Here is a 21,939-nt window from a genome sequence, read left to right as displayed (position 1 = left end):
CTGGGCATAAGTTAACACGAAATGGAGCGCGAGGGCCGGGCGGTTATCTATCCCCCTACCCGGTTGCTACGCCTTGAAGAGGGGAAGTGATCATACATATGGATACGGAAGAGTTTTGCCGCAATCAGGTTTGGGGCGAGTTTTTAGCGCAGGCAACGGCGGATGAAATTCATCAGTCGTTGTTGAGTTCTAACTGGGATAACAATGAATTTTTACTCGATTGGATTTTGGAGCATCCTCAGGTAGATAAGGCCACCATATTACTGGCATTTTGGATGGGCGGCGCGTTGGAGATGGAAGTCTACGAGCAGAAGTATTTAAGCGGGTTTTACACTATCAGCGACATCGCCATGGATCCGGCTTGCGATCAAGACGGTTACAACTGGACTATCGATGACGAAAGATACTCGCATCCAGATTTTGCCTTGTTGGTGTCCAGCGAGATGTTAAAGCCGCTCACGGGCCGGGTAATTACCATGCCGACAGATTATGTGGAGGGCTTACCACTGGCGTATTACGACAAGTTCTGTGCGCTACTGGAAGAGATGGAAGACTAGCTCTATGCCATGGCCCGCAGTACTGAGGTTGCAGCCTCCATGTCGGGTTATTCCATTGGCTCCGCAGTTGCCATCGAGGAATATCAGGCGCAGGAGGTGCCTATGCTAAACGACTTTATCAAGTTGTTCATCTCGCCAATCTTGAAAAAGTATGGCTTCAAGAAACAGGGTCTCAAGTGGAATAGAACTGTTGGAGATGTCATCCAGGTTATTGATATACAAAAGCAACGCCTCGACCAGTTGTACTTTACAATCAATGTCGGCGTGCTGCATACACACTGTGGGCATGCATTCGAAATAGACATGACTAAATTTATCAACGAGGTCTTTTGTTTTCCAAGATTTCGACTTAAGAATTATGTGCCTGACTCTCAGTTTGGAAATGACGAGTGGTGGCCAATTGGAAGCGAGTTGCAACGGGCAGGAGTTGGGGAGGAGGTGTCGCGGGCGCTGGAGCAGATACTGCTGCCTGAATTAGATAAAGTTGATTCAGCGGCAGCTGTACTTGAATTTTCTAAAACTTTTAGGCGCTCTTATTTTCCTCCGCCAGAGCAGTTGGAAATAGCAATATTGTTGTATTTGGTCGGGAAAGTGGATGAAAGTGAAAAACTGATAGAGGTTGTTGCAGCAAGTGACTATTGGGAGAAAAGGGCTGAGTTTGTTCGTGAATATATACGCGCTTTGGATGCTGGCAGCCAAGAATAAAGGCTGTCATTGCAGGCAGGCTATGTGTTATGCCTGACCTGAACTTTTATATGGATGAAGGTTGTAGCAGTCAGTGGTGTATCTCTTAAGGCCTGAACCTTGTGGGAAGCGGAAGTGACTGCGGTTGTTAGAATAGGCAAGGAAATGAATATTAAATTTCCAATAGTGATGTGTGTAGACGATAAAGTTACTGTCGACAAGGAAAGCGAGTTTGGGATTATATCCTATGTTAAGGGGGAGTATCTCTATGTAAAAGAGAAAATTACAACCTCTAGGAATCACTCTGCACCAATATTAACGGGTTGGATTTTACAATATGATGGTGTGCTCTTGGATTTTGAGTTTGTGTGCACGAAAAACGAGTGGTTGAGGTCTCTCCAACCTTTATTTAATCCTGTGTATAACAAATATGCATTAGATAACAAGGGCGTTGCTAGAGTTTGTGATGTTATAGAACGGTTGAACTCGGTTAAGCGTAAACGGAAAATGGATAAAGATTTTCATCGTTATCTGTCGACTCTTAATGGAGAACAGCTTGTGACCAAGGAAGTTTTGGACCTTTGGCCAATCTGAGTCTGATCAAAAACAGTATGTAATAACCTCAGATAATTACCTATATTTAAGGAAGGTTTAGACACATGGAGGGCGTTGTTGACTAAACACATTATTTACTGAAATTTATGCTATTGCTTATGGAATGTTCTGCCTTCGGGCATCGATAGATGCCGAGTGAGTGTCGGAAAGCAGCATTCCTTCGTCTTCAAAAACAACGACTATAGTTCGGAATGCTTTTAGTCAACAACGCCCATATGGAGTTGACACTCATCCCCTGTATCAACGCCTGTGGCATTGTTTTTGGCTTTGGGCCAGAGGCGGTATCCACCGAGTTAACCTATTTTAATGTGCAAAATCAGCATGATTACCTCAGAGTTCAATATCACGGTGGAGGCGATCCTGTTGCTTTTCAGACAGCCCTCTGAAAGTTGCTCAGATGGTCGTCATCTGTGTGTGGAATAAGCATGTTCTGAACATTAGTGGCAAAACATACCCGATTGACTGAGTCGTCACAAACTCCTCTCCTAAATTAAGTTTCGTTTGCTCTGCTACTTCGTTTTTGCAGATACTGATTGAGAACCCAGTGTTTGATGGTGAGATACTGACGAGATTTCATCAGGGTTGGCGGGGATTACAATGGTCAATATCAGCCGCAGAGTTAACATTTTATGGGGGCAAGTATCTCAACCGGCGATGAAAGGTAAGTGGCCGAAAGCCTTCTGCCTTTTACCAATGCCGTTACTGGCATACAATTGGGCGCCCTGATGCCGTATTTTACAGGATTAGTGATGTCCAACTGCTCACCACTCAGCTTTGACTGGGTATTATTCGATGCCGATGAAACTCTGTTTCACTTCGATGCCTTTGCCGGGCTACAGCGCTTGTTTGCCCGTTTTGAGGTGGAGTTCGACAGGGCCCATTACGAGGAATATCAGCAGGTAAATAAGCCCTTATGGCTTGAGTATCAGGATGGGCGGATCAGTGCCAAAACCCTGCAGGAGCAGCGCTTTGCACAGTGGGGTGAGCGGCTCGGGGTTGCCCCCGGTGAACTGAACTCGGGCTTTTTGCAGGCCATGGCCGACATCTGTGCGCCGCTGCCCCAGGTGCCCGAACTGCTTGAAAGCCTGAAAGGCCGTTACCGGCTTGGCATTATCACTAATGGCTTTACCGAGTTGCAGCGCATTCGTCTCGAGCGCACCGGCTTTGCCGATCACTTTGAACTCTTGGTGATTTCTGAAGAAGTGGGCCTGGCCAAGCCCGATAAGGCGATTTTCGACCATGCGCTGGATGCCATGGGCAACCCTGCCCGTGAGCGGGTGCTGATGGTGGGTGATACCCTGTCGAGCGACATTCAGGGCGGCCTCAATGCCGGCTTGCACACCTGCTGGTATAACCCTTCCGGCAAAGATAACGACACGGCCATAGCGCCCCATTTTGAAGTGCGTTGTTACAGCGAGCTTAGCCTGAAGCTGAAGCCCTGATGATGCTGTTGCCACAGTCGTGAGATTGAGGAAACCTTTAGCGGGTGATGCATTATCCTCAATTGCATTGGCACTTCCCTTATCCGGACTGCATTCGCGCATTTAAAGATTGCCTATTACGCTTAGCCATATTGAATTGTACAGGGGCTGTAGCTGTGGCTGTGTCAGGTGGGGCAGTGGCGGTGCTTATGTTTGGATTGGCTATCCTGCCTGCATGGGGGATAGAACCTTTGGGTAAGTCTGTGCCGCATTCTTTGAGTGTGATTGCGGTGGAGTACCCGCCATTCACAACACAAAGTCAGCCAGATAACGGCAGTAATTTTAAAGTGTTACAGCAATATCTGAACACCATCGGTGCCGAACTGACCGTCCTCCCCCGTTTTTTGCCGACCGCGAGGGCTCAGGCAACAATTATCGATGGGGACTGGTGTGCCTCTTTTTATCCCCCTCCGGACAGCGTCACTGATAGGGCGAACTTCATTGTGTTAAGCACCCAGAAAGTCCAATTGGGATTATTTCGAAAAGCGCAGCCTGAACCCTTTGTCTGGCAAGCATTGTCTGAACTCGCTGGCGGCAAGGTTGCCGTATTGCGCTCGAAAGTGGATGGCCACTTTATCCGCCAGTTTATTGATGCAGGTATGACCCTGGAATACGTTAACGATGTCACTGGCGGCTTAAGGATGCTGCAGCACGGCAGAGTGGATTATGCGTTCGGCGACAGCAATGCTTTGCTGATAAGTGGAATGAATGCTTATGAGCAATCACAGTTACAGTTTTCAGAATCCCTGCTGTTGCAAGCACCCATAGGACTGTTCATCAATCCTAAGTGCTCAGTCACTGATATCCTGCAGCCCTGATACCGTTTTTCCTGTGGGCCGATTGGCGTGTTGAGATACTGCATGAGTATGATTCATGCGAGCCGCATTGAAGGATGTTAATACCAGCATTAAACAAAGAGCGCCCGAAGGCGCTCTTTGTTTTGTATAAGCGTAAAACTATCTCATTCCACGTTTTGGATCTGCTCGCGCATTTGCTCAATAAGTACTTTCAGCTCCACTGCGGCGGCTGTGATTTCGGTGCTGATGGACTTGGAGGCAAGAGTGTTTGACTCGCGGTTGAACTCCTGCATCATAAAGTCGAGGCGGCGACCTTCGCTGCCACCTTTCTTGAGGATGCGGCGGGCTTCGGCCACGTGGGTTTCAAGCCTGTCCATTTCTTCAGCCACATCAAGCTTTTGTGCCAGCAATACCATTTCCTGTTCGATGCGGGTGCTGTCGAGTTCGCCCTGCACTTCAGACAGGCGATTGGTGAGCTTATCTCGCTGCCATTCCATAATTTTGGGCATATGTTCACGCACAATGGCAATTTGACCTTCCACGGCACAAAGACGGCTTTCCAGCATCTCTTTGATGGCGCTGCCTTCACGGCCACGGGCTTCGACAAACTGATCCAGCGCCTTGTCGAAGGCGCCCAGCAATTCGGCGCTGATGGCATCCATATCCTGTTCGGCAGTGGCGATGACGCCGGGCCAGCGCAGAATGTCGGTGAGGGCGATATCGCCCTGGCCAGCTTCGGCCTTAAGCCAGTTGGCGGCGCCCAGCAGTTGACGGGCCAGATCCTGATTGATGCTCAGCTCACTGTTGTTGTCACTGGCCAGATCGTAACGCAGGTTTACTTCTACCTTGCCGCGGCTCAGACGTTTGCGCAGGCGTTCGCGCAGGGCCGGTTCCAGGCTGCGAAGCTGTTCTGGCAGGCGCAGGTAGGTCTCGAGATAGCGTTGATTCACCGAGCGAATTTCGAAGGAGGCGGTGCCCCATGTGGCTTTATGCTCGATACGGGCATAGGCGGTCATGCTGTGGATCATAAGGATTCCGGCTGGTTTTCGTCTGAGTCGAAACGCCATTATAACCAGATGTTGTTAAGGCGTCATGGAATCGGGTTTGAAGATGCGCGACTTGTGCCGCAAAGGGGAGTTTTTGGCCTCAGATTTCAGCTGCTGGGCGGTGTTTAAACCTATCCATGCAAAAGGGTCATGGCAACTGAGCGCCCATAGCCCTATAATATGCAGCCAATTTACAGCAAAGTTTTCACCTCACAGGAATTACCATGCGCCCAGGTAACCGCACATCGGCTCAGACCCGCCCCATCAGCATCACCCGTAACTTTACCGCCCATGCCGAAGGCTCTGTGCTGGTTGAGTTTGGTGAAACCAAGGTGCTTTGCACCGCAAGCTTTACCGAGGGTGTACCACGTTTCCTTAAAGGCAGTGGACAGGGCTGGCTTACTGCAGAATATGGCATGTTACCGCGTTCTACCCACAGCCGCATGGACCGTGAAGCTGCCCGTGGCAAGCAGTCTGGCCGTACTCAGGAAATTCAGCGTCTGATTGGACGTGCCCTGCGTGCTGCAGTGGATTTGAAGCAACTGGGCGAAAACACCATTGTGGTGGATTGTGACGTTATTCAGGCCGATGGCGGCACCCGTACCGCCGCTATCACTGGTGCCTGTGTGGCCCTGGTGGATGCGCTTAACTGGGCTCGCGGTAAGGGCTTGGTCAAGGCCAACCCACTTAAGTTTTTGATTGCCGCCGTGAGTGTGGGCATTCATAACGGCGAGGCCATCTGTGACCTTGAATACGTGGAAGACAGCGCTGCCGAGACCGATATGAACGTCGTGATGACTGAAACCGGCAAGATAATCGAAGTTCAGGGCACCGCTGAGGGTGAGCCTTTCAGCCACGAGGAGCTGCTGACCATGTTGGAGCTGGCCAAGCACGGTATTCGTGAAATCATCGATACCCAGAAAGCGGCGCTGAGCTGATAATTGATGTGATGTTTTAAGGCTCCGACAGGGGCCTTTTTACCACCTTGTACCCAGAAAAAAGGCGGCTTCGGCAGCCAGACACTTGATAGAGGAATGACAGTGAAAGCCTATCAGCGCGAATTTATTGAGTTTGCTCTCGAGCGTAACGTACTGAGATTCGGTGAGTTTACTCTCAAATCCGGCCGTAAGAGCCCTTATTTTTTCAATGCAGGTCTGTTTAACACCGGCCGTGATCTGGCCCGCCTGGGCCGCTTCTATGCCGCTGCGCTGATGGATGCCGGCATCGACTACGATTTGCTGTTTGGCCCGGCTTACAAGGGTATCCCGATTGCCACCACCACCGCCGTGGCACTGGCCGAGCATCATGATGTGGATATGCCTTACTGCTTTAACCGCAAAGAGAAGAAAGATCACGGTGAAGGCGGCAATCTGGTGGGCAGCGAGCTTAAGGGTAAGGTCATGCTCGTGGATGATGTGATCACCGCCGGCACCGCCATCCGTGAGTCGATGGAAATTATTCAGGCCAATGGCGCTGAGCTTGCCGGAGTGCTGATTGCGCTGGACCGTCAGGAGAAGGGCAAGGGCGAGCTGTCTGCGATTCAGGAAGTGGAGCGTGACTTTGGCTGCGGTATTGTCGCCATTATCAAGCTGGAAGACCTGATTGCCTTCCTGGCCGAAAAGCCAGGCATGGAAGAGGTGCTGAGTTCAGTGCGAGCTTACCGCGAGCAGTATGGCATTTAAGCTGTAATTCTAATTGATAAAAAACGCCGCAATCAGCGGCGTTTTTTATTGGGAATGCGATATCGCCCTAGCGGGGCTGATGCAAAAACTCCGCCCGGGTGGCCGGGTTGGACTTAAAGATACCGCCCAGTGCCGTAGTGGTGGTGGAGCTGGTGGCATCCATCACGCCGCGGGATTTTACGCAGTAGTGTACGGCATCGATTTTCACGGCCACGTCTTTGGTTTCCAACAGTGCCTGCAGCGCCACCAGAACCTGTTGAGTCAGACGTTCCTGCACCTGAGGTCGCTGGGCAAAGAAGCGCACTATGCGGTTGATCTTGGACAGGCCAATGATCTTCTTGCGCGGCAGATAGGCCACTGTTGCGGTGCCATCTATGGTCACCAGATGGTGCTCACAGGTGCTGGTGAGGCTGATATCCTGCACCCGCACCATTTCATCAACGCCCATTTTGTTGTCGATGACGGTGATTTTGGGAAAGTTTTCGTAGTCGAGGCCGGAGAAGATTTCGTCCACATACATTTTGGCGATGCGACGGGGGGTGTCGGCGAGGCTGTCGTCGGTTAAATCGAGCGACATCAACTCCAGAATGGCACGCATATGTTGTTCGATTTTGTCTTTGCGTTCTTCGCGGGAAAGTCCGCAGGGAACCATAGGGGTTTCCAGCCCACGCTCCATAAGCGCGGCCTGAACCTTGAGTGCTGCATCGCTGAGTGCCATATCTACCTCCAACCACTTCACCGGCGCGTTGCCGGGCGCAATATCAGGGCAATTTACTGGGGTATTGCGCGAAAGCGGGAGGATACCGCTATTTGGCGTAAATTCATACCGAAATTGTATTGCATCTATAAAAAAGCCGGACAAAGTCCGGCTTTTTAAGCGGCTGGTTTCTCACACAACATCTGACGATTGTGGTGCTGAAAGTTAGCTTTGTAAAAGCTGCTTTTGAATAAAGCCCCATTGCTCGTCGAAGTGTTCGGTGGGCTTTTGTTTGAATTCGCTGCGAATGTATTGGGCAATCCGGCCTTCAGCCACGGCCAGCAACAGGTTGGCCAGCATGGCTTCGTCCAGTTCAAACCCTTTGCCTTCACGCAGGGTTTTCTCCCGCAGTATTTGCTTGAGCTGGGTTTCGATTTTACCAAACAGAGTGCTGATGCGGCTGCGCAGGCGCTCGTTCTCGCCCAGCAGCGCATCGCCATTCAGTACCCGGGAAATGCCCGGATTACGTTCGGCAAACAGCAGCAGTAGCTGTAACACCAGCTGGCAGCGGCGCATGGTGTCTTTCTCATCGTCCATGATGAGGTTAATGCGTGACAGCAGTGAGTCTTCGATAAACTCAATCAAACCCTCAAACATCCGCGCCTTGCTGGGGAAGTGGCGATACAGCGCCGCTTCAGATACGCCCACTTCGGCGGCCAGCTTGGCGGTGGTGATACGTTGTCCGGGGTTGGTTTCCAGCATCTGTGCCAGACACTGGAGAATATGGTCGCGGCGGCTCAGTTTTTCTTTGGTGGCCATTGATTGTCCTTCATACAACACTTTGACAAAACGAGGGGGTTAACGGGTGCCTGAATGGCCAAAACCGCCTTCACCACGTGATGAGGTGTCGAATTCGTCCACCAATTTAAACTCGGCCTGTACTACTGGCACAAACACCAGCTGCGCCAGGCGATCGCCTATTTCCAGAATGTAATCTTTGTCGCTGCGATTCCAGCAGGACACCATCAGCGGGCCCTGATAGTCAGAGTCGATAAGGCCTACCAGATTACCCAGTACTATACCGTGCTTATGACCAAGGCCTGAACGGGGCAGGATAACCGCAGCCAGGCTGGCGTCGGCCACATGCACGGCAATGCCGGTGGGCACCAGTACAGTTTCCCCCGGCGCTATGGTAATGGCGGTATCCAGCATGGCACGCAGATCCATACCGGCGCTGCCTGGGGTGGCGTAGGCCGGCAACGGGAATTCGGAGCCGATGCGGGAGTCAAGGATCTTCAGTTCTATGGGTGTTTTCATTTTTTGGTTATTTTTGTCGCTATCAATGAAAGCAGTTGGTACGCCAGTGACAATTTGTCGGTGGCAGGCAGCTCCTGGTGTCCGTTTGGCCAGAACACCTGCAGGGCGTTGATATCGGAGTTAAAACCTTGCCCCGGCACAGACACATCGTTGGCCGCGATCATATCCAGATTTTTGCGCTTGAGCTTGTCTCTGGCGTAAGTTTCAACATCATGGGTTTCGGCGGCAAATCCCACCGTAAAGGGTCTTGTCTGGTGAGACGCGACCGTGGCTAAGATATCAGGATTGCGTACCAGTGCAAGTTGCATGGTCTCGCTGCTCTTTTTGATTTTACCCGTGGCTACGTCTGCAACCCGGTAATCGGCTACGGCGGCGCAACCAATAAAAATGTCCTGCTTGTCGATTTGTGCCATCACTGCATCCAGCATTTGCTGGGCTGAGTCGACATCGATACGTTTAACGCCTGCCGGAGTGGCAAGGCGAACCGGGCCCGATACCAGGGTCACCTCGGCGCCCATGGCGGCGGCTGCTTCTGCCAGGGCAAAGCCCATTTTGCCAGAGCTGTGGTTGGAGATATAGCGTACCGGGTCTATGGCTTCACGGGTTGGGCCTGCTGTGAGCATCAGTTTATGGCCTTTAAGGCTGTGCTTAAACTGCTCTGTGGCGGCGTCTTCTTCGAGCAGACGTTCGGCAAAGGCACAGATTTCCAATGGCTCCAGCATTCGGCCGGGACCCACTTCGCCGCAGGCCTGGCTGCCACTGTCCGGCCCCCAAAGCTTAATGCCGCGCCGGGCAACTGTCGCGAGATTATCCTGAGTAGCCTGATTGGCATACATTTGCTGATTCATCGCCGGACACAGGGCTATGGGGCTGGATGTAGCCAGACAGGTGGTGGTGATAAGCTCATCAGCCATACCCGCAGCGATGCGGGCAATCAGATTGGCAGTGGCAGGGGCAATAATCACCAGGTCGGCCCAGCGTGCCAGCTCAATATGCCCCATGGCGGCTTCGGCAGCGGGATCCAGCAAATCCATGGCGACAGGGTGACCACTGAGTGCTTGCAGGGTGAGAGGCGTAATAAATTCGCCGGCACTTTGGCTCATCACTACCCGTACATCGGCGCCTCGCTCTTTGAGGCGGCGCACTAAATCGGCACTCTTGTAGGCGGCAATACCGCCGCCAATTCCCAGTAAAATTTTTCGATTATTCAGGCTCACTGACAGATCCCGACTAAGATTAACTGGCGCTAACCATACCATAGTCGTTGGTCTCAGGGTGAGCGACCCAGTCCAAATTATTCACGCGAAGCGTTATCTCGCCACGGAAGGCAGGAGGCAGGTTGATGGCAATCAGGGATTGGCCACAGGGTGAGGGCCCAAGAGAAAAATTATTGCAGCGCGGGGCGGCGGTGCTCAGTGATGCCGAGTTGCTGGCGGTGCTGCTCAGAAATGGCGCCGTTGGCATGGATGCGGTGGATCTGGCTCGCAGGTTGCTGGTGGAGTTTGGTGGCCTCAGAGCATTATTCAGTGCTTCCAAGCAGCAAGTATGTCGACTACAGGGCTTGGGTCCGGTAAAATACGCCCAGCTTCAAGCCTCAGCTGAGCTTGCTAGGCGCCTTGCCGGTGAGTCTTTGCAACGGGGACAGGTGCTTACCAGTCCGGATTTGACCCGGAACTACCTCAGACAGCAACTGGCAGACAGGGCTTATGAGGTGTTTGCGGTGTTGTTGCTGGACAGCCAACACAGAGTTATCCAGTTTGTTGAGTTGTTCCGTGGCACCATCGACGCCGCCTCGGTATATCCCAGAGAGTTGGTGGCACTGGTACTGGATAAAAATGCGGCAGCGGTAATCGTTTGCCACAACCATCCGTCCGGCGTGGCTGAGCCCAGCCAAGCCGATAAACGGATTACAGATAGATTGAAAAATGCCCTGGCAACTATCGATGTTCCCTTGTTGGATCATCTGGTTGTGGGGGACCGGGAGATAGTCTCCTTTGCCGAGCGAGGGTGGATTGGTTGATCTTTACTTGATCTCCCATGGGCTTTCGTGTATAAAATGCGCCCTCTTTGTGCCTCGGGCGACGGCCATACGAGGTACATTAATGCTCGAGCGTTAAAAACTGTTTGGAGAAGATTGACATGTCAAGAGTATGCCAAGTTACTGGCAAGCGACCAATGGTTGGTAACAACCGTTCGCACGCAAAAAACGCGACCCGTCGTCGTTTTTTACCTAACCTGCAGAACCACCGTTTCTGGTTGGAAACTGAAAAGCGCTTTGTACAGCTGCGTGTTTCCACCAAGGGTATGCGTATCATCGACAAGAAAGGTATCGAAGTTGTTATCGCTGAACTTCGTGCCCGCGGCGAGAAGGTGTAATAGAAAATGGCTAAAGCTAAAGGCGCCCGTGAGAAGATCAAGCTGGTATCTACTGCCAAGACTGGTCACTTCTACACTACCGACAAGAACAAGCGTAACATGCCTGAAAAGATGGAAATCAAGAAATTTGATCCTGTGATCCGTCAGCACGTTATCTACAAAGAAGCCAAGATCAAGTAATTGATTTTAAGCTCTTTTAAAACCCCGGCCTGGTCCGGGGTTTTTTATTGTCTGTGGTTTCCCATCCGACAGACTTTTTTCCTAATGTTTGATTCTCTATTCACCTGTGCGCTTTATAAAACACCCGAGTTGTTTTTTGATGCTATGCTTTAGATTCATATGATTGAAACCATATCGTGGTAAAAATAAAAACTTTCAAAGTGAATTTAAATTCACTAAAATTGAGCAGTAATTCATATTGGCGCAGTGTGTCGCTGCGCAGGTGCCTGAGAGGATAATACAGCCAGTGAGAACCACTGAATTGGTTGACGGCTTCCGTCATTCCACCCCTTATGTTAACGCTCACCGTGGCAAGACCTTTGTGGTTATGCTGGGCGGCGAGGCCATGGTGCAACCCCAGTTCCGTGCCATCATCAACGATGTGGCCCTGTTGCACAGTTTGGGGATCCGCATTGTGTTGGTATATGGTGCGCGGCCGCAGATTGATTCAGCCCTTGAACTGCACGGTATTGCGCCTGCATATCACAATGGCGTGCGCATCACCGACGAAGATACCCTTAAAGTTATCAAGCAGGTGGCTGGTGCGTTGCAATTTGATATTACAGCACGTCTGTCGATGAGTTTATCCAATACCCCTATGCAGGGGGCTCATTTGAACGTGGTCAGTGGTAATTTTGTTATTGCTCAGCCATTGGGTGTGGATGATGGTGTGGACTATTGCCTTTCCGGCCGGGTGCGCCGTATTGATGTACAGGGTCTGCGTCACCAACTGGACAGCCATGGGATTGTATTGATGGGGCCGATTGCCGCGTCAGTTACCGGTGAGAGTTTCAACCTGACGGCCGAAGAAGTGGCAACCCAGGTGGCGGTGAAGTTAAAAGCTGACAAGATGATAGGCTTCAGCGCTCAAAACGGTATTCTGGATAGCTCGGGTGAGGTGATTGCCGAGCTGATGCCCAATGACGCTCAAAATATTGTGGCCAAAATGCAGGAGAGTGGACAAGCCTGTGTGGGCACTCTGGCTTTCCTTAAGGCCAGTATCGATGCCTGTCGCCATGGTGTACCCCGTTGTCACCTGGTCAGTTTTCTGGAGGATGGTGCATTACTGCAGGAGCTTTTCTCCCGCGATGGTATCGGCACCCAAATAGTGACTGAAAGCGCGGAAAAACTGCGTCGCGCTTCCATTGCTGACATTGGTGGCATTCTCAATCTGATTCGTCCTATGGAAGAGCAGGGGATTCTGGTGCGCCGCTCCCGTGAGCAGCTGGAAATTGAGATTGAGCAGTTTATGGTAATTGAGCGTGATGGCCTGGTGATCGGCTGTGCGGCGCTTTATCCCTTTGAAGAGGATAATGCCGGCGAGTTTGCCTGTTTGGTTGTTCACCCTGATTATCGCGATGCCGACAGAGGCAGTCTGTTGCTGAAAAATATTATCAGTCAGGCGCGGGTAAGGGGTTATGCCAGACTGTTCGCCCTTACTACACGCAGTATCCACTGGTTTTTGGAACATGGCTTTGACATGGTGGAAGTGGATGCGCTGCCAACCAAAAAGAAGCAGTTGTACAACTATCAGCGTCGTTCCAAAATTCTTGCACTGAACTTGCAATAGCCAGCCCAGTTTTACCTAAATAAAACGAAACAACCAGCCCAAGGGCTGGTTGTTTCGTTTATGGAGAGCATCAGGTTGACATTTTATGTCACCAATCGTTGACATATTATGTCTTTTGCGCAATGGTGATACCCTCGACACCCGGGAGAATAGAAATGGAACCCAATGTATTTATGCTGTCACCCTTGGCTGGAAACGCACTGTGGGGCGCTATAGGTTTGTTGGCGGGAGTACTGCTCATTGGAGTCATTGCCAGACGTAAACCCACTACAACGACGGCGCGCGCAGTGACAACAGGGCTCATTTTGGCCGTTGTCGGCTCTCTGGGCTGGATATTTGTGGGGGCACTTTCGCCTGAGCTGCGGGTTGAGCAAGATAAGCTGGTGCTGGATTTGCCTGCCTACAGTCGGGATATACCCCTGAGTTCATTGCAATTAGCTGAGGCTAGGGTTGTCAGTCGGGACGTCGCTGACGTGCCACGGCTTGGCTTTCGTACAAATGGCATTGGAATGCCGGGTTATAACCTTGGCTGGTTCCGGCTGCAGGGAAGTGAGTCCAAGGCTCTGGCGTCAATAACGGGGAACGACCCACTGCTGGTAATCCCTGTAGACGAAGGCTATATCCTGGTACTGAGTACGCCTGAAGGAGATGCCATACTCAGGGCGCTTAATGCGGCCAGCAGTAATTGAGGTTACGGGTTCAGCAGTGCTTATGCGCGTCTTCGTAACATATCCAGGGTAAAGACCGCCAGCGCCGTCCAGATGAAGCCGAAAGTGATGCCCTTTTCCAGATCAAAGGGTTCCTGATACAAGGTTACGGCCAGCATAAACATAATACTGGGGCCTATATATTGGAAAAAGCCCAGCATTGACAAAGGAATGCGTACGGCCGCACCGGCAAAGCACAGCAGGGGGGCTGTGGTTACCAGTCCTGCCGCGATTAGCAGCAGATTCAGATGCCAGTCATTTATCAGCATGCTGTGCTCAGCCGTTGGTAGAGTTAACAGCAAGTAGCCCAATGCCACTGGCATCAGGATAGCGGTTTCCACCAACAAGCCGGTTTTGGCATCGACATTGGCTTTTTTGCGCAGCAAACCATAAATCCCAAACGAGCCTGCAAGTGCCAGTGATACCACCGGGATAGATCCAAAGGATACCAGTTGCACCGCCACCCCAATACCGGCCAGTGAAACCGCGAACCATTGCAGTTTTCGCAGCCTTTCACCTAAAAATAGCATGCCAAGCAACACGTTAAGTAAAGGGTTGATGTAGTAGCCCAGGCTCGCATCAAGCATATGATCGTTATTCACTGCCCAAATAAACAGTAGCCAATTGCCTGCGATGAGCAGCGATGTGATAAGCAGCACCAGTAATTGCCGGGGGGCCTTCAGCAGTTGTCTGAGTTTTGTGAATCCACCGACAAATTTCATCAGCAAAGCGGTAAACAAAAACGACCAGATGACCCGGTGCAGCAGGATTTCAGTGGCAGACACCTGCTCAAGCAATTTGAAGTAAAGCGGTGCAAAGCCCCACATGGTGTAAGCACCAATGGCGAGCATTATGCCTTTGCGGTATTCCTGGTCCTGAGTCATTTACGGTCTCCGGCAATCGGGGCGCGCATTGTAAGCGCCCTTGATTGTTGGCTCAAGCCATACAAATAATCACCTGTCGGACAGTTTGGCAAGTTCAATGGACATTAATGTCGGCTTTGCTGGGGGGGACCGTTAATCGGTTTATCCGACAAGACATCATGCTCCTGCTTGGTTAGAATGGGCGCCTTGTTTTTTGGACGGCCTCTTCATGGAATCAGCTTCACCTTCTCAAACCCGCGACCCGCTCAGCCATTGCCTGCAACAGGTATTTGGTTACCGGGATTTTCGCCCCGGTCAGCGGGATGTGATGGAGCGGGTGTGTCAGGGTGAAGACACCTTGGTGATTATGCCTACGGGCGGTGGCAAGAGTTTGTGCTATCAGGTGCCTGCGTTGGTGCTTCCCGGGGTGACCTTAGTGGTTTCCCCTCTGATTTCATTGATGAAAGACCAAGTGGATAGCCTGCTCCAATCCGGGGTGGCAGCGGCGTATCTCAATTCATCCCAGCCACGGGAAGTGGCTATTGAAGTGTTGCGCCAGCTTAGATTTGGTGAGCTTAAATTGCTTTATGTGTCGCCTGAACGTTTGCTTCAGGGGGACTTTTTAAGCCGCCTCGATGATTTGCATCTCAGCTTATTTGCCATTGATGAAGCTCATTGTATCAGTGAGTGGGGTCATGACTTCCGACCTGAATATTCCGCCCTTGGTCAACTTAAACAAAGATTTCCCCATGTGCCTGTGATGGCGCTGACAGCAACTGCCGACGAGGCCACCCGTGTCAGCATTTGTGAACGCCTCTTTATCAATCCATACCGGCATTTGGCCAGCTTTGATCGCCCCAACATCCGCTATACCGTGGTGGAGAAGCTTAATGCCGCTAATCAGTTGCGACAGTTTATCCAGTCACGCAAGGGCGCCAGTGGCATAGTTTATTGCAGCAGTCGTCGACGGGTGGATGAAGTGGCAGCGCGTTTACGCCAACAAGGTTTTTATGCCGAAGCGTACCATGCGGGTATGACGGTGGATGAACGCGCAAGTGTGCAGGATAGGTTCCTTAAAGATCAAATAGATGTGGTAGTGGCTACTGTGGCTTTTGGCATGGGGATTAATAAATCCAACGTGCGTTTTGTGGTGCACTACGATATTCCAAAAAGTATAGAGTCTTACTACCAGGAAACCGGCCGCGGTGGCCGCGATGGCTTGGATGCCGAGGCGCTGCTGCTGTTTGACCCAGCCGACATCGGCCGGGTTAAACACCATATCGAGCAGCTGGAGCCCGGACCACAACAGCAGGTGGAATACCATAAGCTGGCATCTATGGCCGCCTTTGCCGAGGCGCAAACTTGTCGCCGGCAGGTGCTGCTGCACTATTTTGGCGAGGCTGCCAGCGAGCCTTGCGGTAACTGCGATATTTGCCTGGATCCGCCAAAGAGATATAACGGCACCGAAGATGCGCAAAAAGTACTTTCATGCATTTATAGGCTTGAACAGCGTTTTGGTATCAATCACTTAATTGAAGTGTTACGCGGTTCCAAAGCGGCGAATGTAGTCGAGCGTGGTCACGACAAACTCTCTACCTGGGGTATAGGCAAGGACAGAAGCCATGAGTATTGGCTCAGCGTTATTCGCCAGATCATTCACTTGGGATTTGCCAGTCAGGACATTACCCGAGGTTCTTCTATTCGCTTGAATCCCGCTGCCAGGCCTGTATTGAAAGGTGAAGTGGCTTTGATGCTGGCTGAGCCGAGGCTGAATATCAGTGTGAGCGAGGCGCCGCGGCGACGCAGCAATGCCAAAGCACCGGTGAATTATGACCGCCGTTTGTTTGCCCGCCTTAAAAACCTGCGCCGAACCATTGCAGAAGAGCATGATCTGCCTCCTTATCTGGTATTTAACGATGCAACTTTGGCCGAAATGGCCTGGATGCTACCTAAGTCTGCAGCTGAGCTGCTGGCGGTCAATGGGGTGGGCGAGCGTAAGCTCGCAAAGTTTGGCGACGCTTTCCTTGATGAGATTGCAGCCTATCTGTGCAATGAATAAGTAGTTGATTGAAAAGTATACGAATTAGCAGGGGCGTCAGGGAAATGAGTTTCGGGTCAGGGTCCGGTTAGCTTAATTTCCCAGTTGTGCCCTGCTCATGCCGCGAACGCTGGCGCGTTTAAGCAGAGTTTCGGTTGTATCGAATTGATGCATGCTGGCATGGCCGAGTGCTATTTTGCGTCCCTTGCATTCGTCCAGAACTGGCTGCAATTGTTTCATGACCAATTCAGCCCCCGAGTTACTGGTGTAAGGCAGCAACAGCAAAAGTTCATCGGCGCTGAATCGAAGAATCATATCAGTTTCCCGCAGGCGCTTTTCAATTGCTGCTTTTAACGAAGGCAGATCAACCGGGCTTATGTCTCGAATATTTAGCAATAAAATCGACAACGAATGATGGCCGTGCTTCGCTTGCTCCATGGCGAGTTCAAGGTGTTCCAGAGGTGACTGAGGCATCGGCGGCTCATTAATTTGCTTGCGCAGATAGACATGGCGTAGCAGTTGCCATAGTACCAGTGTCAGCAGCAGTAAAATCATCGCCAGCAGAACCATATACATCCAGCTGATGCTGCTGCGCTCTTCCAAATTCTCACTGAGCAGCTTCTCCAAAGTGGCATCACTTGCTCGCTGACTCAGCCGCGCCTGGAATTGCTGCATGCGGGTATCGCTCGTTGCTTTGTGTGCATTTTTAGCTGCTTGATAGCTTTTATTGAGGAGCTGATAGGCTTGCTTGAAGTTAGCTTTAGTGGCACTGTGCTCGGAAAGCGTCAGATAATATGACTCAAGCTCTGAGTAAACTTGCATTCGCTCTGCTGTGCCAATGGCGTCATCCATCAACTTAAGTTCGGTTTTTTCATCCCCTTTATCAAAGGCAATCAGTGCAAGTAACCGCTTGGTTCGCATACTGTAAAGTTGCTTTTGTTGCTGCTCGAAGGTGTTCAACGCCACATCCAACAAATCCTTCGCCTTATCGGAGTTTCCTCTTTCAATTTCGATAGCGGCAATAGTGGCATACCCGACAGCAAGCTCCAGCGGGGTGCTGAGTTCAGGCAGTAATTGCCTGGCTTCCTGAAGATAAGCGTCTGAGGTAACAGTGTCACCTTTTCTCATCGCAATGCGGGATGCATTCAACAATAATACCTGGCGAATTTTACCGATACATTCCGGTGATTTGAGCCCCAATTCGGTGTAGTACATGGCTTGTTGATAGTCATGTGTTACGAACAGCAGATTACCCATCGCGGCAAAAACAAAGGCTTTAGGGGGCCATGCCCAGTCGACATCCTGTGCGCTGATGTTGTCGTAAGCATCAAGCGCTAAGCGTAAATCTTCAATCGCTGATGCGAGGTTATCAGTTTCAGTATCCAATTGTCCTCGCAAGCGCAGTGCCATCACCATTGCTTGCGGTTGTTGATAGCGCTTTGCCAGAGAAATTGCCGTGTCCAGCAATGGCAGAGCAATCTGAAGGTTGTCGTATGCGCTGTAGGCATCGGCGAGGCAGGACATAAAATAGGGGCGTACATGATCTGCCCCGATACGCTTGGCTGTCGCTTCGCCCATTTGCGCCAGATTGATGGCGGCTTCGTTTTCGCCAAATTGTAATAACAGCTCGCATTTGAGCAATTTCAGCCTGAGTTCTTCAACGGGGGATGGTGAGCTATGGCGATGTGCTTCTTCAAGCTCGGCGATTTTTTGTTTGGCTTCGGCGGGATATTGGTAGACCAGGGTATTGATTTCATCCATGGGATCTTGCGCACAGGCAAGCAGTGACACCAGCCACAGCAGCAGGCAGCAACACCAACGATGAAACTCCATTTATTCTCCGAAAAACAGTAACAAATCCGTGAAATTGGCAAAGAGTATATCAATTTTTAACTTTATTTGCATAAATCAAACCAATGCTTTTCGTTTTGCGGACAATCAGGAAAATGGGTTTTCCGATACCGTGTGCATCTCTGATTGGTGCTAAAAACCACCAATTTTGTCAGTTTGTTGGTGGAATAATGTACATTCGGCGTCATTCTCGCTCTCGATGATGAAAAAAATGGGGTTGACACTGCTTTGTGGCCAAGTTACATATTAGCCACTAGCTTGGTTTTTCATCAGCATAAATATTTGGTTTTCATGAATAGAATTGTTGCGCTACTCGGCCTCCTCCTTCTTACTCTCGCAATCTCTGCGCGGAGGAAATAGTGTCGCACGCTCGCTAGCCAAGCAAAGCCTTCACAAACCCCGCGCTAACAACGCGGGGTTTTTTGTTTCAAATACTCAGTAATACGCATACAGAACCCAAGGGTTCCATGGAGAAGCGGAATGTCAGACAAAGTCATCATCTTTGATACCACCCTGAGGGACGGCGAACAGGCGCTGGCCGCGAGCCTGTCAGTGAAAGAGAAACTGCAAATCGCCTTTGCCCTTGAGCGTCTGGGTGTGGATGTGATGGAAGTAGGCTTCCCGGTATCATCTCCGGGAGACTTTGAATCGGTGCAAACCATTGCACGCAATATTAAAAACAGCCGTGTCTGCGCACTGTCGCGGGCGTTGGAAAAAGACATTGATGCGGCAGCTCAGGCGTTGTCGGTGGCCGAGCAGTTCCGTATTCACACCTTCATTTCCACCTCTACCATCCATGTTGAGAGTAAGCTCAAGCGCTCTTTCGATCAGGTGTTGGATATGGCCGTTGGCGCGGTGAAATACGCCCGCCGCTTTACCGATGATGTGGAATTCTCCTGTGAAGATGCAGGCCGTACGCCGATTGATAACCTCTGTCGGATGGTAGAGGCGGCTATTCGTGCCGGTGCCCGCACCATCAATATCCCCGATACAGTGGGCTACACAGTACCCAGTGAGTTCGGCGGTATTATCCAAACCCTGTTTAATCGCGTGCCCAATATCGATCAGGCGATTATTTCTGTGCATTGCCACGACGACCTGGGGTTATCTGTGGCCAACTCCATTGCCGCAGTGCAGGCGGGGGCACGCCAGGTTGAATGTACCGTGAACGGTATCGGCGAGCGTGCCGGTAACTGTTCTCTGGAAGAAATTGCCATGATTTTGGCCACCCGCAAAGACATGCTGGGTGTAAAAACCGGCATCAATGCCCGCGAAATTCACCGTGCTTCCACGTTGGTCAGCCAGTTGTGCAATATGCCCATTCAGCCTAACAAGGCGATTGTGGGCTCCAACGCCTTTACCCACTCATCCGGCATCCATCAGGATGGCATGTTAAAGGCGCAAAACACCTATGAAATCATGACGCCTGAGAGCATAGGTCTGAACCGTAATAACCTGAATATGACCTCGCGCTCCGGCCGCCATGTGATTAAACATCGCATGGAAGAGATGGGTTATGGCGCGGCTGATTACGATATGGACGTGCTGTACGACCAGTTTTTGAAGCTTGCCGATCGCAAAGGACAGGTGTTCGATTATGACCTCGAAGCGCTGGCCTTTATGGAAGCCCAGGCTGAAGACGACGACCATTACACGATGGAGCAATTGGTCGTGCAGTCAGACTCCACCGAAGGTAAGGCCACCGCCACAGTACGTATCCGGGTGGGTGAAGAGGTGATCACTGAGGCTGCCACCGGTAATGGTCCGGTCGATGCCGCTTACAACGCCATCGCCCGCGCGACCGAACGCACCATCAATATCAGCAGCTACAAGCTTGGCGCCAAGGGTGAAGGTCAGAATGCCCTGGGGCAGGTGGACATTACCGCCAAATATGATGAGCGTAATTTCCATGGCGTGGGTCTGGCGACGGACGTAGTTGAGGCGTCTGCCCAGGCACTGGTGCATGTGATGAACCTGACCTGGCGCGCCGACAAGGTGGCCCATTGTAAACAGCAAATTCAAAAGACCCGTGAGCTGGGCGGTGTATAAGTCCAGCCTTAAGCGTGGCAACGCATTTAAACAGCAAATTCAAAAGAGTCGCAGGAGTAGAGCAAAGCATGAGTTATCAGATAGCCGTATTGGCCGGTGACGGCATAGGCCCCGAGGTGATGGCGGAAGCACGTAAGGTGCTGGCCGAAGTAGAGGCGCGTTTTAATCTCGATATCGAATACAGCGAGTACGATGTGGGCGGTATTGCTATAGACAACCACGGCTGCCCGCTGCCGGATGCCACCCTCAAGGGCTGCGAAGCGGCCGATGCCATTCTGTTTGGCTCAGTGGGCGGCCCCAAGTGGGAACATCTGCCACCCAATGACCAGCCAGAGCGCGGCGCGCTGCTGCCTCTGCGCGGCCACTTCGAGCTGTTCTGTAACCTGCGCCCCGCTAAGCTGCACAATGGGCTCGAGCATATGTCGCCGCTGCGTGCCGATATCTCTTCTCAGGGCTTCGATGTGCTGTGCGTGCGTGAACTGACAGGCGGCATCTACTTTGGTAAGCCAAAAGGCCGTCAGGGCGAGGGCGAAGAGGAAGAAGCCTTCGACACCATGCGTTACAGCCGCCGTGAAATCCGCCGTATTGCCAAGATTGCCTTCGAGGCGGCCCGTGGTCGTCGTGGCAAGGTAACCTCGGTGGACAAGGCTAACGTGCTGGCCTGCTCGGTGCTGTGGCGCGAGGTGGTGGAAGAAGTCGCCAAAGACTTTCCCGATGTGACGCTGGAGCACATCTATATCGATAACGCCACCATGCAGCTGCTGCGTCGCCCGTTCGATTTCGACGTGATGCTGTGCTCAAACCTGTTCGGCGATATTTTATCGGACGAGATTGCCATGCTTACCGGTTCCATGGGGCTTTTGTCTTCTGCGTCCATGAATGGCTCGGGTTTTGGTCTCTATGAGCCCGCCGGCGGCAGCGCGCCGGATATCGCCGGTAAAGGCATCGCCAACCCGATAGCGCAAATCCTCTCTGCCGCGCTGATGCTGCGCCACAGCCTGAAACAGGAAGAGGCCGCCGCCTGTATCGAACGCGCCGTGGGTGCCGCTTTGGAAGCAGGCTTTCTGACTGGCGAGCTGCTGTCAGCTGACCAGCGTCACAATGCCAAATCAACCAAAGAAATGGGCGACTTCATCGCCAATGCAATCCGGGAAGGTGTGTGATGGCAAAGACTCTGTATGAAAAAGTGTGGGACGCCCATCTGGTAGTCGAGCCTGCCGGTGAAGCCCCCATCATCTATGTTGACCGTCATCTGGTGCATGAGGTGACCTCGCCTCAGGCCTTCAGCGGTCTGAAGATGGCCGGCCGCAAACTGCGGGCGGTGGAAAAAACCTTCGCCACCATGGATCACAACACCTCCACCAAGAGTGCCAGCTTAACGGCATTAAGC

The 21,939-nt window shown here is 51.7% G+C and carries 23 protein-coding genes; 16 read left to right on the top strand and 7 right to left on the bottom strand.

The features are described 5' to 3' along the window. Positions 1-86 precede the first annotated feature (86 nt). The 5 genes from ABYK60_RS10490 to ABYK60_RS10470 all read left to right on the top strand — a co-directional run bounded on the left by ABYK60_RS10490 (position 87) and on the right by ABYK60_RS10470 (position 4,155). Positions 87-557: a DUF4274 domain-containing protein gene (locus ABYK60_RS10490; protein WP_372871971.1), complete on the top strand. Its 471-nt coding sequence runs from the start codon at positions 87-89 to the stop codon at positions 555-557. Between the two features lie 9 nt (positions 558-566). Continuing rightward, a complete protein-coding gene (locus ABYK60_RS10485) occupies positions 567-1,262 on the top strand; it encodes a DUF4304 domain-containing protein (protein ID WP_372871970.1) in 696 nt (231 codons plus the stop codon). Positions 1,263-1,361: 99 nt separating this feature from the next. Continuing rightward, on the top strand, positions 1,362-1,835 hold the full coding sequence (locus tag ABYK60_RS10480) for a hypothetical protein (RefSeq protein ID WP_372871969.1): 474 nt from the start codon (positions 1,362-1,364) through the stop codon (positions 1,833-1,835). A gap of 746 nt (positions 1,836-2,581) precedes the next feature. Continuing rightward, positions 2,582-3,298 carry a pyrimidine 5'-nucleotidase gene (gene yjjG / locus ABYK60_RS10475; RefSeq protein WP_372871968.1) on the top strand — a complete coding sequence of 239 codons (717 nt, stop codon included), beginning with the start codon at positions 2,582-2,584 and terminating at the stop codon, positions 3,296-3,298. Positions 3,299-3,345: 47 nt separating this feature from the next. Further along, positions 3,346-4,155 carry a hypothetical protein gene (locus ABYK60_RS10470; protein ID WP_372871967.1) on the top strand — a complete coding sequence of 270 codons (810 nt, stop codon included), beginning with the start codon at positions 3,346-3,348 and terminating at the stop codon, positions 4,153-4,155. A gap of 143 nt (positions 4,156-4,298) precedes the next feature. On the opposite strand, the gene ABYK60_RS10465 is transcribed toward ABYK60_RS10470, so the two are convergent. Next, positions 4,299-5,162, bottom strand: coding sequence for a YicC/YloC family endoribonuclease (locus ABYK60_RS10465; protein WP_372871966.1), 864 nt, complete (start codon positions 5,160-5,162; stop codon positions 4,299-4,301). A gap of 242 nt (positions 5,163-5,404) precedes the next feature. Here ABYK60_RS10465 and rph point away from each other — a divergent pair, with 242 nt between their 5' ends. Beyond that, positions 5,405-6,118, top strand: a complete 714-nt coding sequence (gene rph, locus ABYK60_RS10460) for a ribonuclease PH (protein WP_372871965.1) — start codon at positions 5,405-5,407, stop codon at positions 6,116-6,118. 102 nt (positions 6,119-6,220) lie between these two features. Further along, complete coding sequence (pyrE, locus tag ABYK60_RS10455; RefSeq protein ID WP_372871964.1) at positions 6,221-6,862, top strand: orotate phosphoribosyltransferase; 642 nt, start codon at positions 6,221-6,223, stop codon at positions 6,860-6,862. Positions 6,863-6,929: 67 nt separating this feature from the next. Here pyrE and folE read toward each other — a convergent pair whose 3' ends face one another. The 4 genes from folE to coaBC form a co-directional block, all read right to left on the bottom strand. Then, the gene (gene folE / locus ABYK60_RS10450; RefSeq protein WP_372871963.1) at positions 6,930-7,580 is read right to left on the bottom strand and encodes a GTP cyclohydrolase I FolE; all 651 of its coding nucleotides are present in this window, start codon (positions 7,578-7,580) and stop codon (positions 6,930-6,932) included. 204 nt (positions 7,581-7,784) lie between these two features. Next, on the bottom strand, positions 7,785-8,378 hold the full coding sequence (gene slmA / locus ABYK60_RS10445; RefSeq protein WP_372871962.1) for a nucleoid occlusion factor SlmA: 594 nt from the start codon (positions 8,376-8,378) through the stop codon (positions 7,785-7,787). A 39-nt stretch (positions 8,379-8,417) separates the two neighbouring features. After that, the gene (gene dut / locus ABYK60_RS10440) at positions 8,418-8,876 is read right to left on the bottom strand and encodes a dUTP diphosphatase (RefSeq protein WP_372871961.1); all 459 of its coding nucleotides are present in this window, start codon (positions 8,874-8,876) and stop codon (positions 8,418-8,420) included. Continuing rightward, positions 8,873-10,135 (bottom strand): bifunctional phosphopantothenoylcysteine decarboxylase/phosphopantothenate--cysteine ligase CoaBC, encoded by a 1,263-nt coding sequence (gene coaBC / locus ABYK60_RS10435; protein WP_372871960.1) that lies wholly within the window; start codon positions 10,133-10,135, stop codon positions 8,873-8,875. Before coaBC ends, dut begins: the two co-directional genes overlap by 4 nt. A gap of 83 nt (positions 10,136-10,218) precedes the next feature. Here coaBC and radC point away from each other — a divergent pair, with 83 nt between their 5' ends. The 5 genes from radC to ABYK60_RS10410 all read left to right on the top strand — a co-directional run bounded on the left by radC (position 10,219) and on the right by ABYK60_RS10410 (position 13,730). After that, complete coding sequence (gene radC / locus ABYK60_RS10430; RefSeq protein WP_372871959.1) at positions 10,219-10,896, top strand: DNA repair protein RadC; 678 nt, start codon at positions 10,219-10,221, stop codon at positions 10,894-10,896. A 119-nt stretch (positions 10,897-11,015) separates the two neighbouring features. Next, the gene (gene rpmB / locus ABYK60_RS10425; RefSeq protein ID WP_372871958.1) at positions 11,016-11,252 is read left to right on the top strand and encodes a 50S ribosomal protein L28; all 237 of its coding nucleotides are present in this window, start codon (positions 11,016-11,018) and stop codon (positions 11,250-11,252) included. A gap of 6 nt (positions 11,253-11,258) precedes the next feature. After that, the gene (gene rpmG / locus ABYK60_RS10420; protein ID WP_214508728.1) at positions 11,259-11,432 is read left to right on the top strand and encodes a 50S ribosomal protein L33; all 174 of its coding nucleotides are present in this window, start codon (positions 11,259-11,261) and stop codon (positions 11,430-11,432) included. Positions 11,433-11,718: 286 nt separating this feature from the next. After that, a complete protein-coding gene (gene argA, locus ABYK60_RS10415) occupies positions 11,719-13,041 on the top strand; it encodes an amino-acid N-acetyltransferase (RefSeq protein ID WP_372871957.1) in 1,323 nt (440 codons plus the stop codon). A gap of 155 nt (positions 13,042-13,196) precedes the next feature. Further along, positions 13,197-13,730, top strand: a complete 534-nt coding sequence (locus ABYK60_RS10410; RefSeq protein ID WP_372871956.1) for a hypothetical protein — start codon at positions 13,197-13,199, stop codon at positions 13,728-13,730. Positions 13,731-13,750: 20 nt separating this feature from the next. Here the strand turns inward: ABYK60_RS10410 and rarD are convergent, their stop codons facing one another. Next, the gene (rarD, locus tag ABYK60_RS10405; protein WP_372871955.1) at positions 13,751-14,632 is read right to left on the bottom strand and encodes an EamA family transporter RarD; all 882 of its coding nucleotides are present in this window, start codon (positions 14,630-14,632) and stop codon (positions 13,751-13,753) included. A 208-nt stretch (positions 14,633-14,840) separates the two neighbouring features. On the opposite strand from rarD, the gene recQ reads away from it, so the two are divergent. Further along, the gene (recQ, locus tag ABYK60_RS10400; RefSeq protein WP_372871954.1) at positions 14,841-16,670 is read left to right on the top strand and encodes a DNA helicase RecQ; all 1,830 of its coding nucleotides are present in this window, start codon (positions 14,841-14,843) and stop codon (positions 16,668-16,670) included. Positions 16,671-16,742: 72 nt separating this feature from the next. On the opposite strand, the gene ABYK60_RS10395 is transcribed toward recQ, so the two are convergent. Continuing rightward, positions 16,743-18,482, bottom strand: a complete 1,740-nt coding sequence (locus ABYK60_RS10395; RefSeq protein ID WP_372871953.1) for a hypothetical protein — start codon at positions 18,480-18,482, stop codon at positions 16,743-16,745. 498 nt (positions 18,483-18,980) lie between these two features. On the opposite strand from ABYK60_RS10395, the gene leuA reads away from it, so the two are divergent. The 3 genes from leuA to ABYK60_RS10380 form a co-directional block, all read left to right on the top strand. Beyond that, entirely contained in the window at positions 18,981-20,549 is a 1,569-nt protein-coding gene (leuA, locus tag ABYK60_RS10390; RefSeq protein WP_372871952.1) for a 2-isopropylmalate synthase, read from the top strand. A 68-nt stretch (positions 20,550-20,617) separates the two neighbouring features. Further along, positions 20,618-21,712, top strand: a complete 1,095-nt coding sequence (gene leuB / locus ABYK60_RS10385; protein ID WP_372871951.1) for a 3-isopropylmalate dehydrogenase — start codon at positions 20,618-20,620, stop codon at positions 21,710-21,712. Further along, the coding region (locus ABYK60_RS10380; protein ID WP_372871950.1) for an aconitase family protein at positions 21,712-21,939 on the top strand (228 nt) is incomplete at its 3' end. The genes leuB and ABYK60_RS10380, both read left to right, overlap by 1 nt.

The sequence above is a fragment of the Shewanella sp. genome (genome assembly GCF_041630135.1).
GTDB lineage: Bacteria > Pseudomonadota > Gammaproteobacteria > Enterobacterales > Shewanellaceae > Shewanella.
Note: the sequence above shows the minus strand (reverse complement) of the source record. Positions and strands in the feature narration are given on the sequence as shown.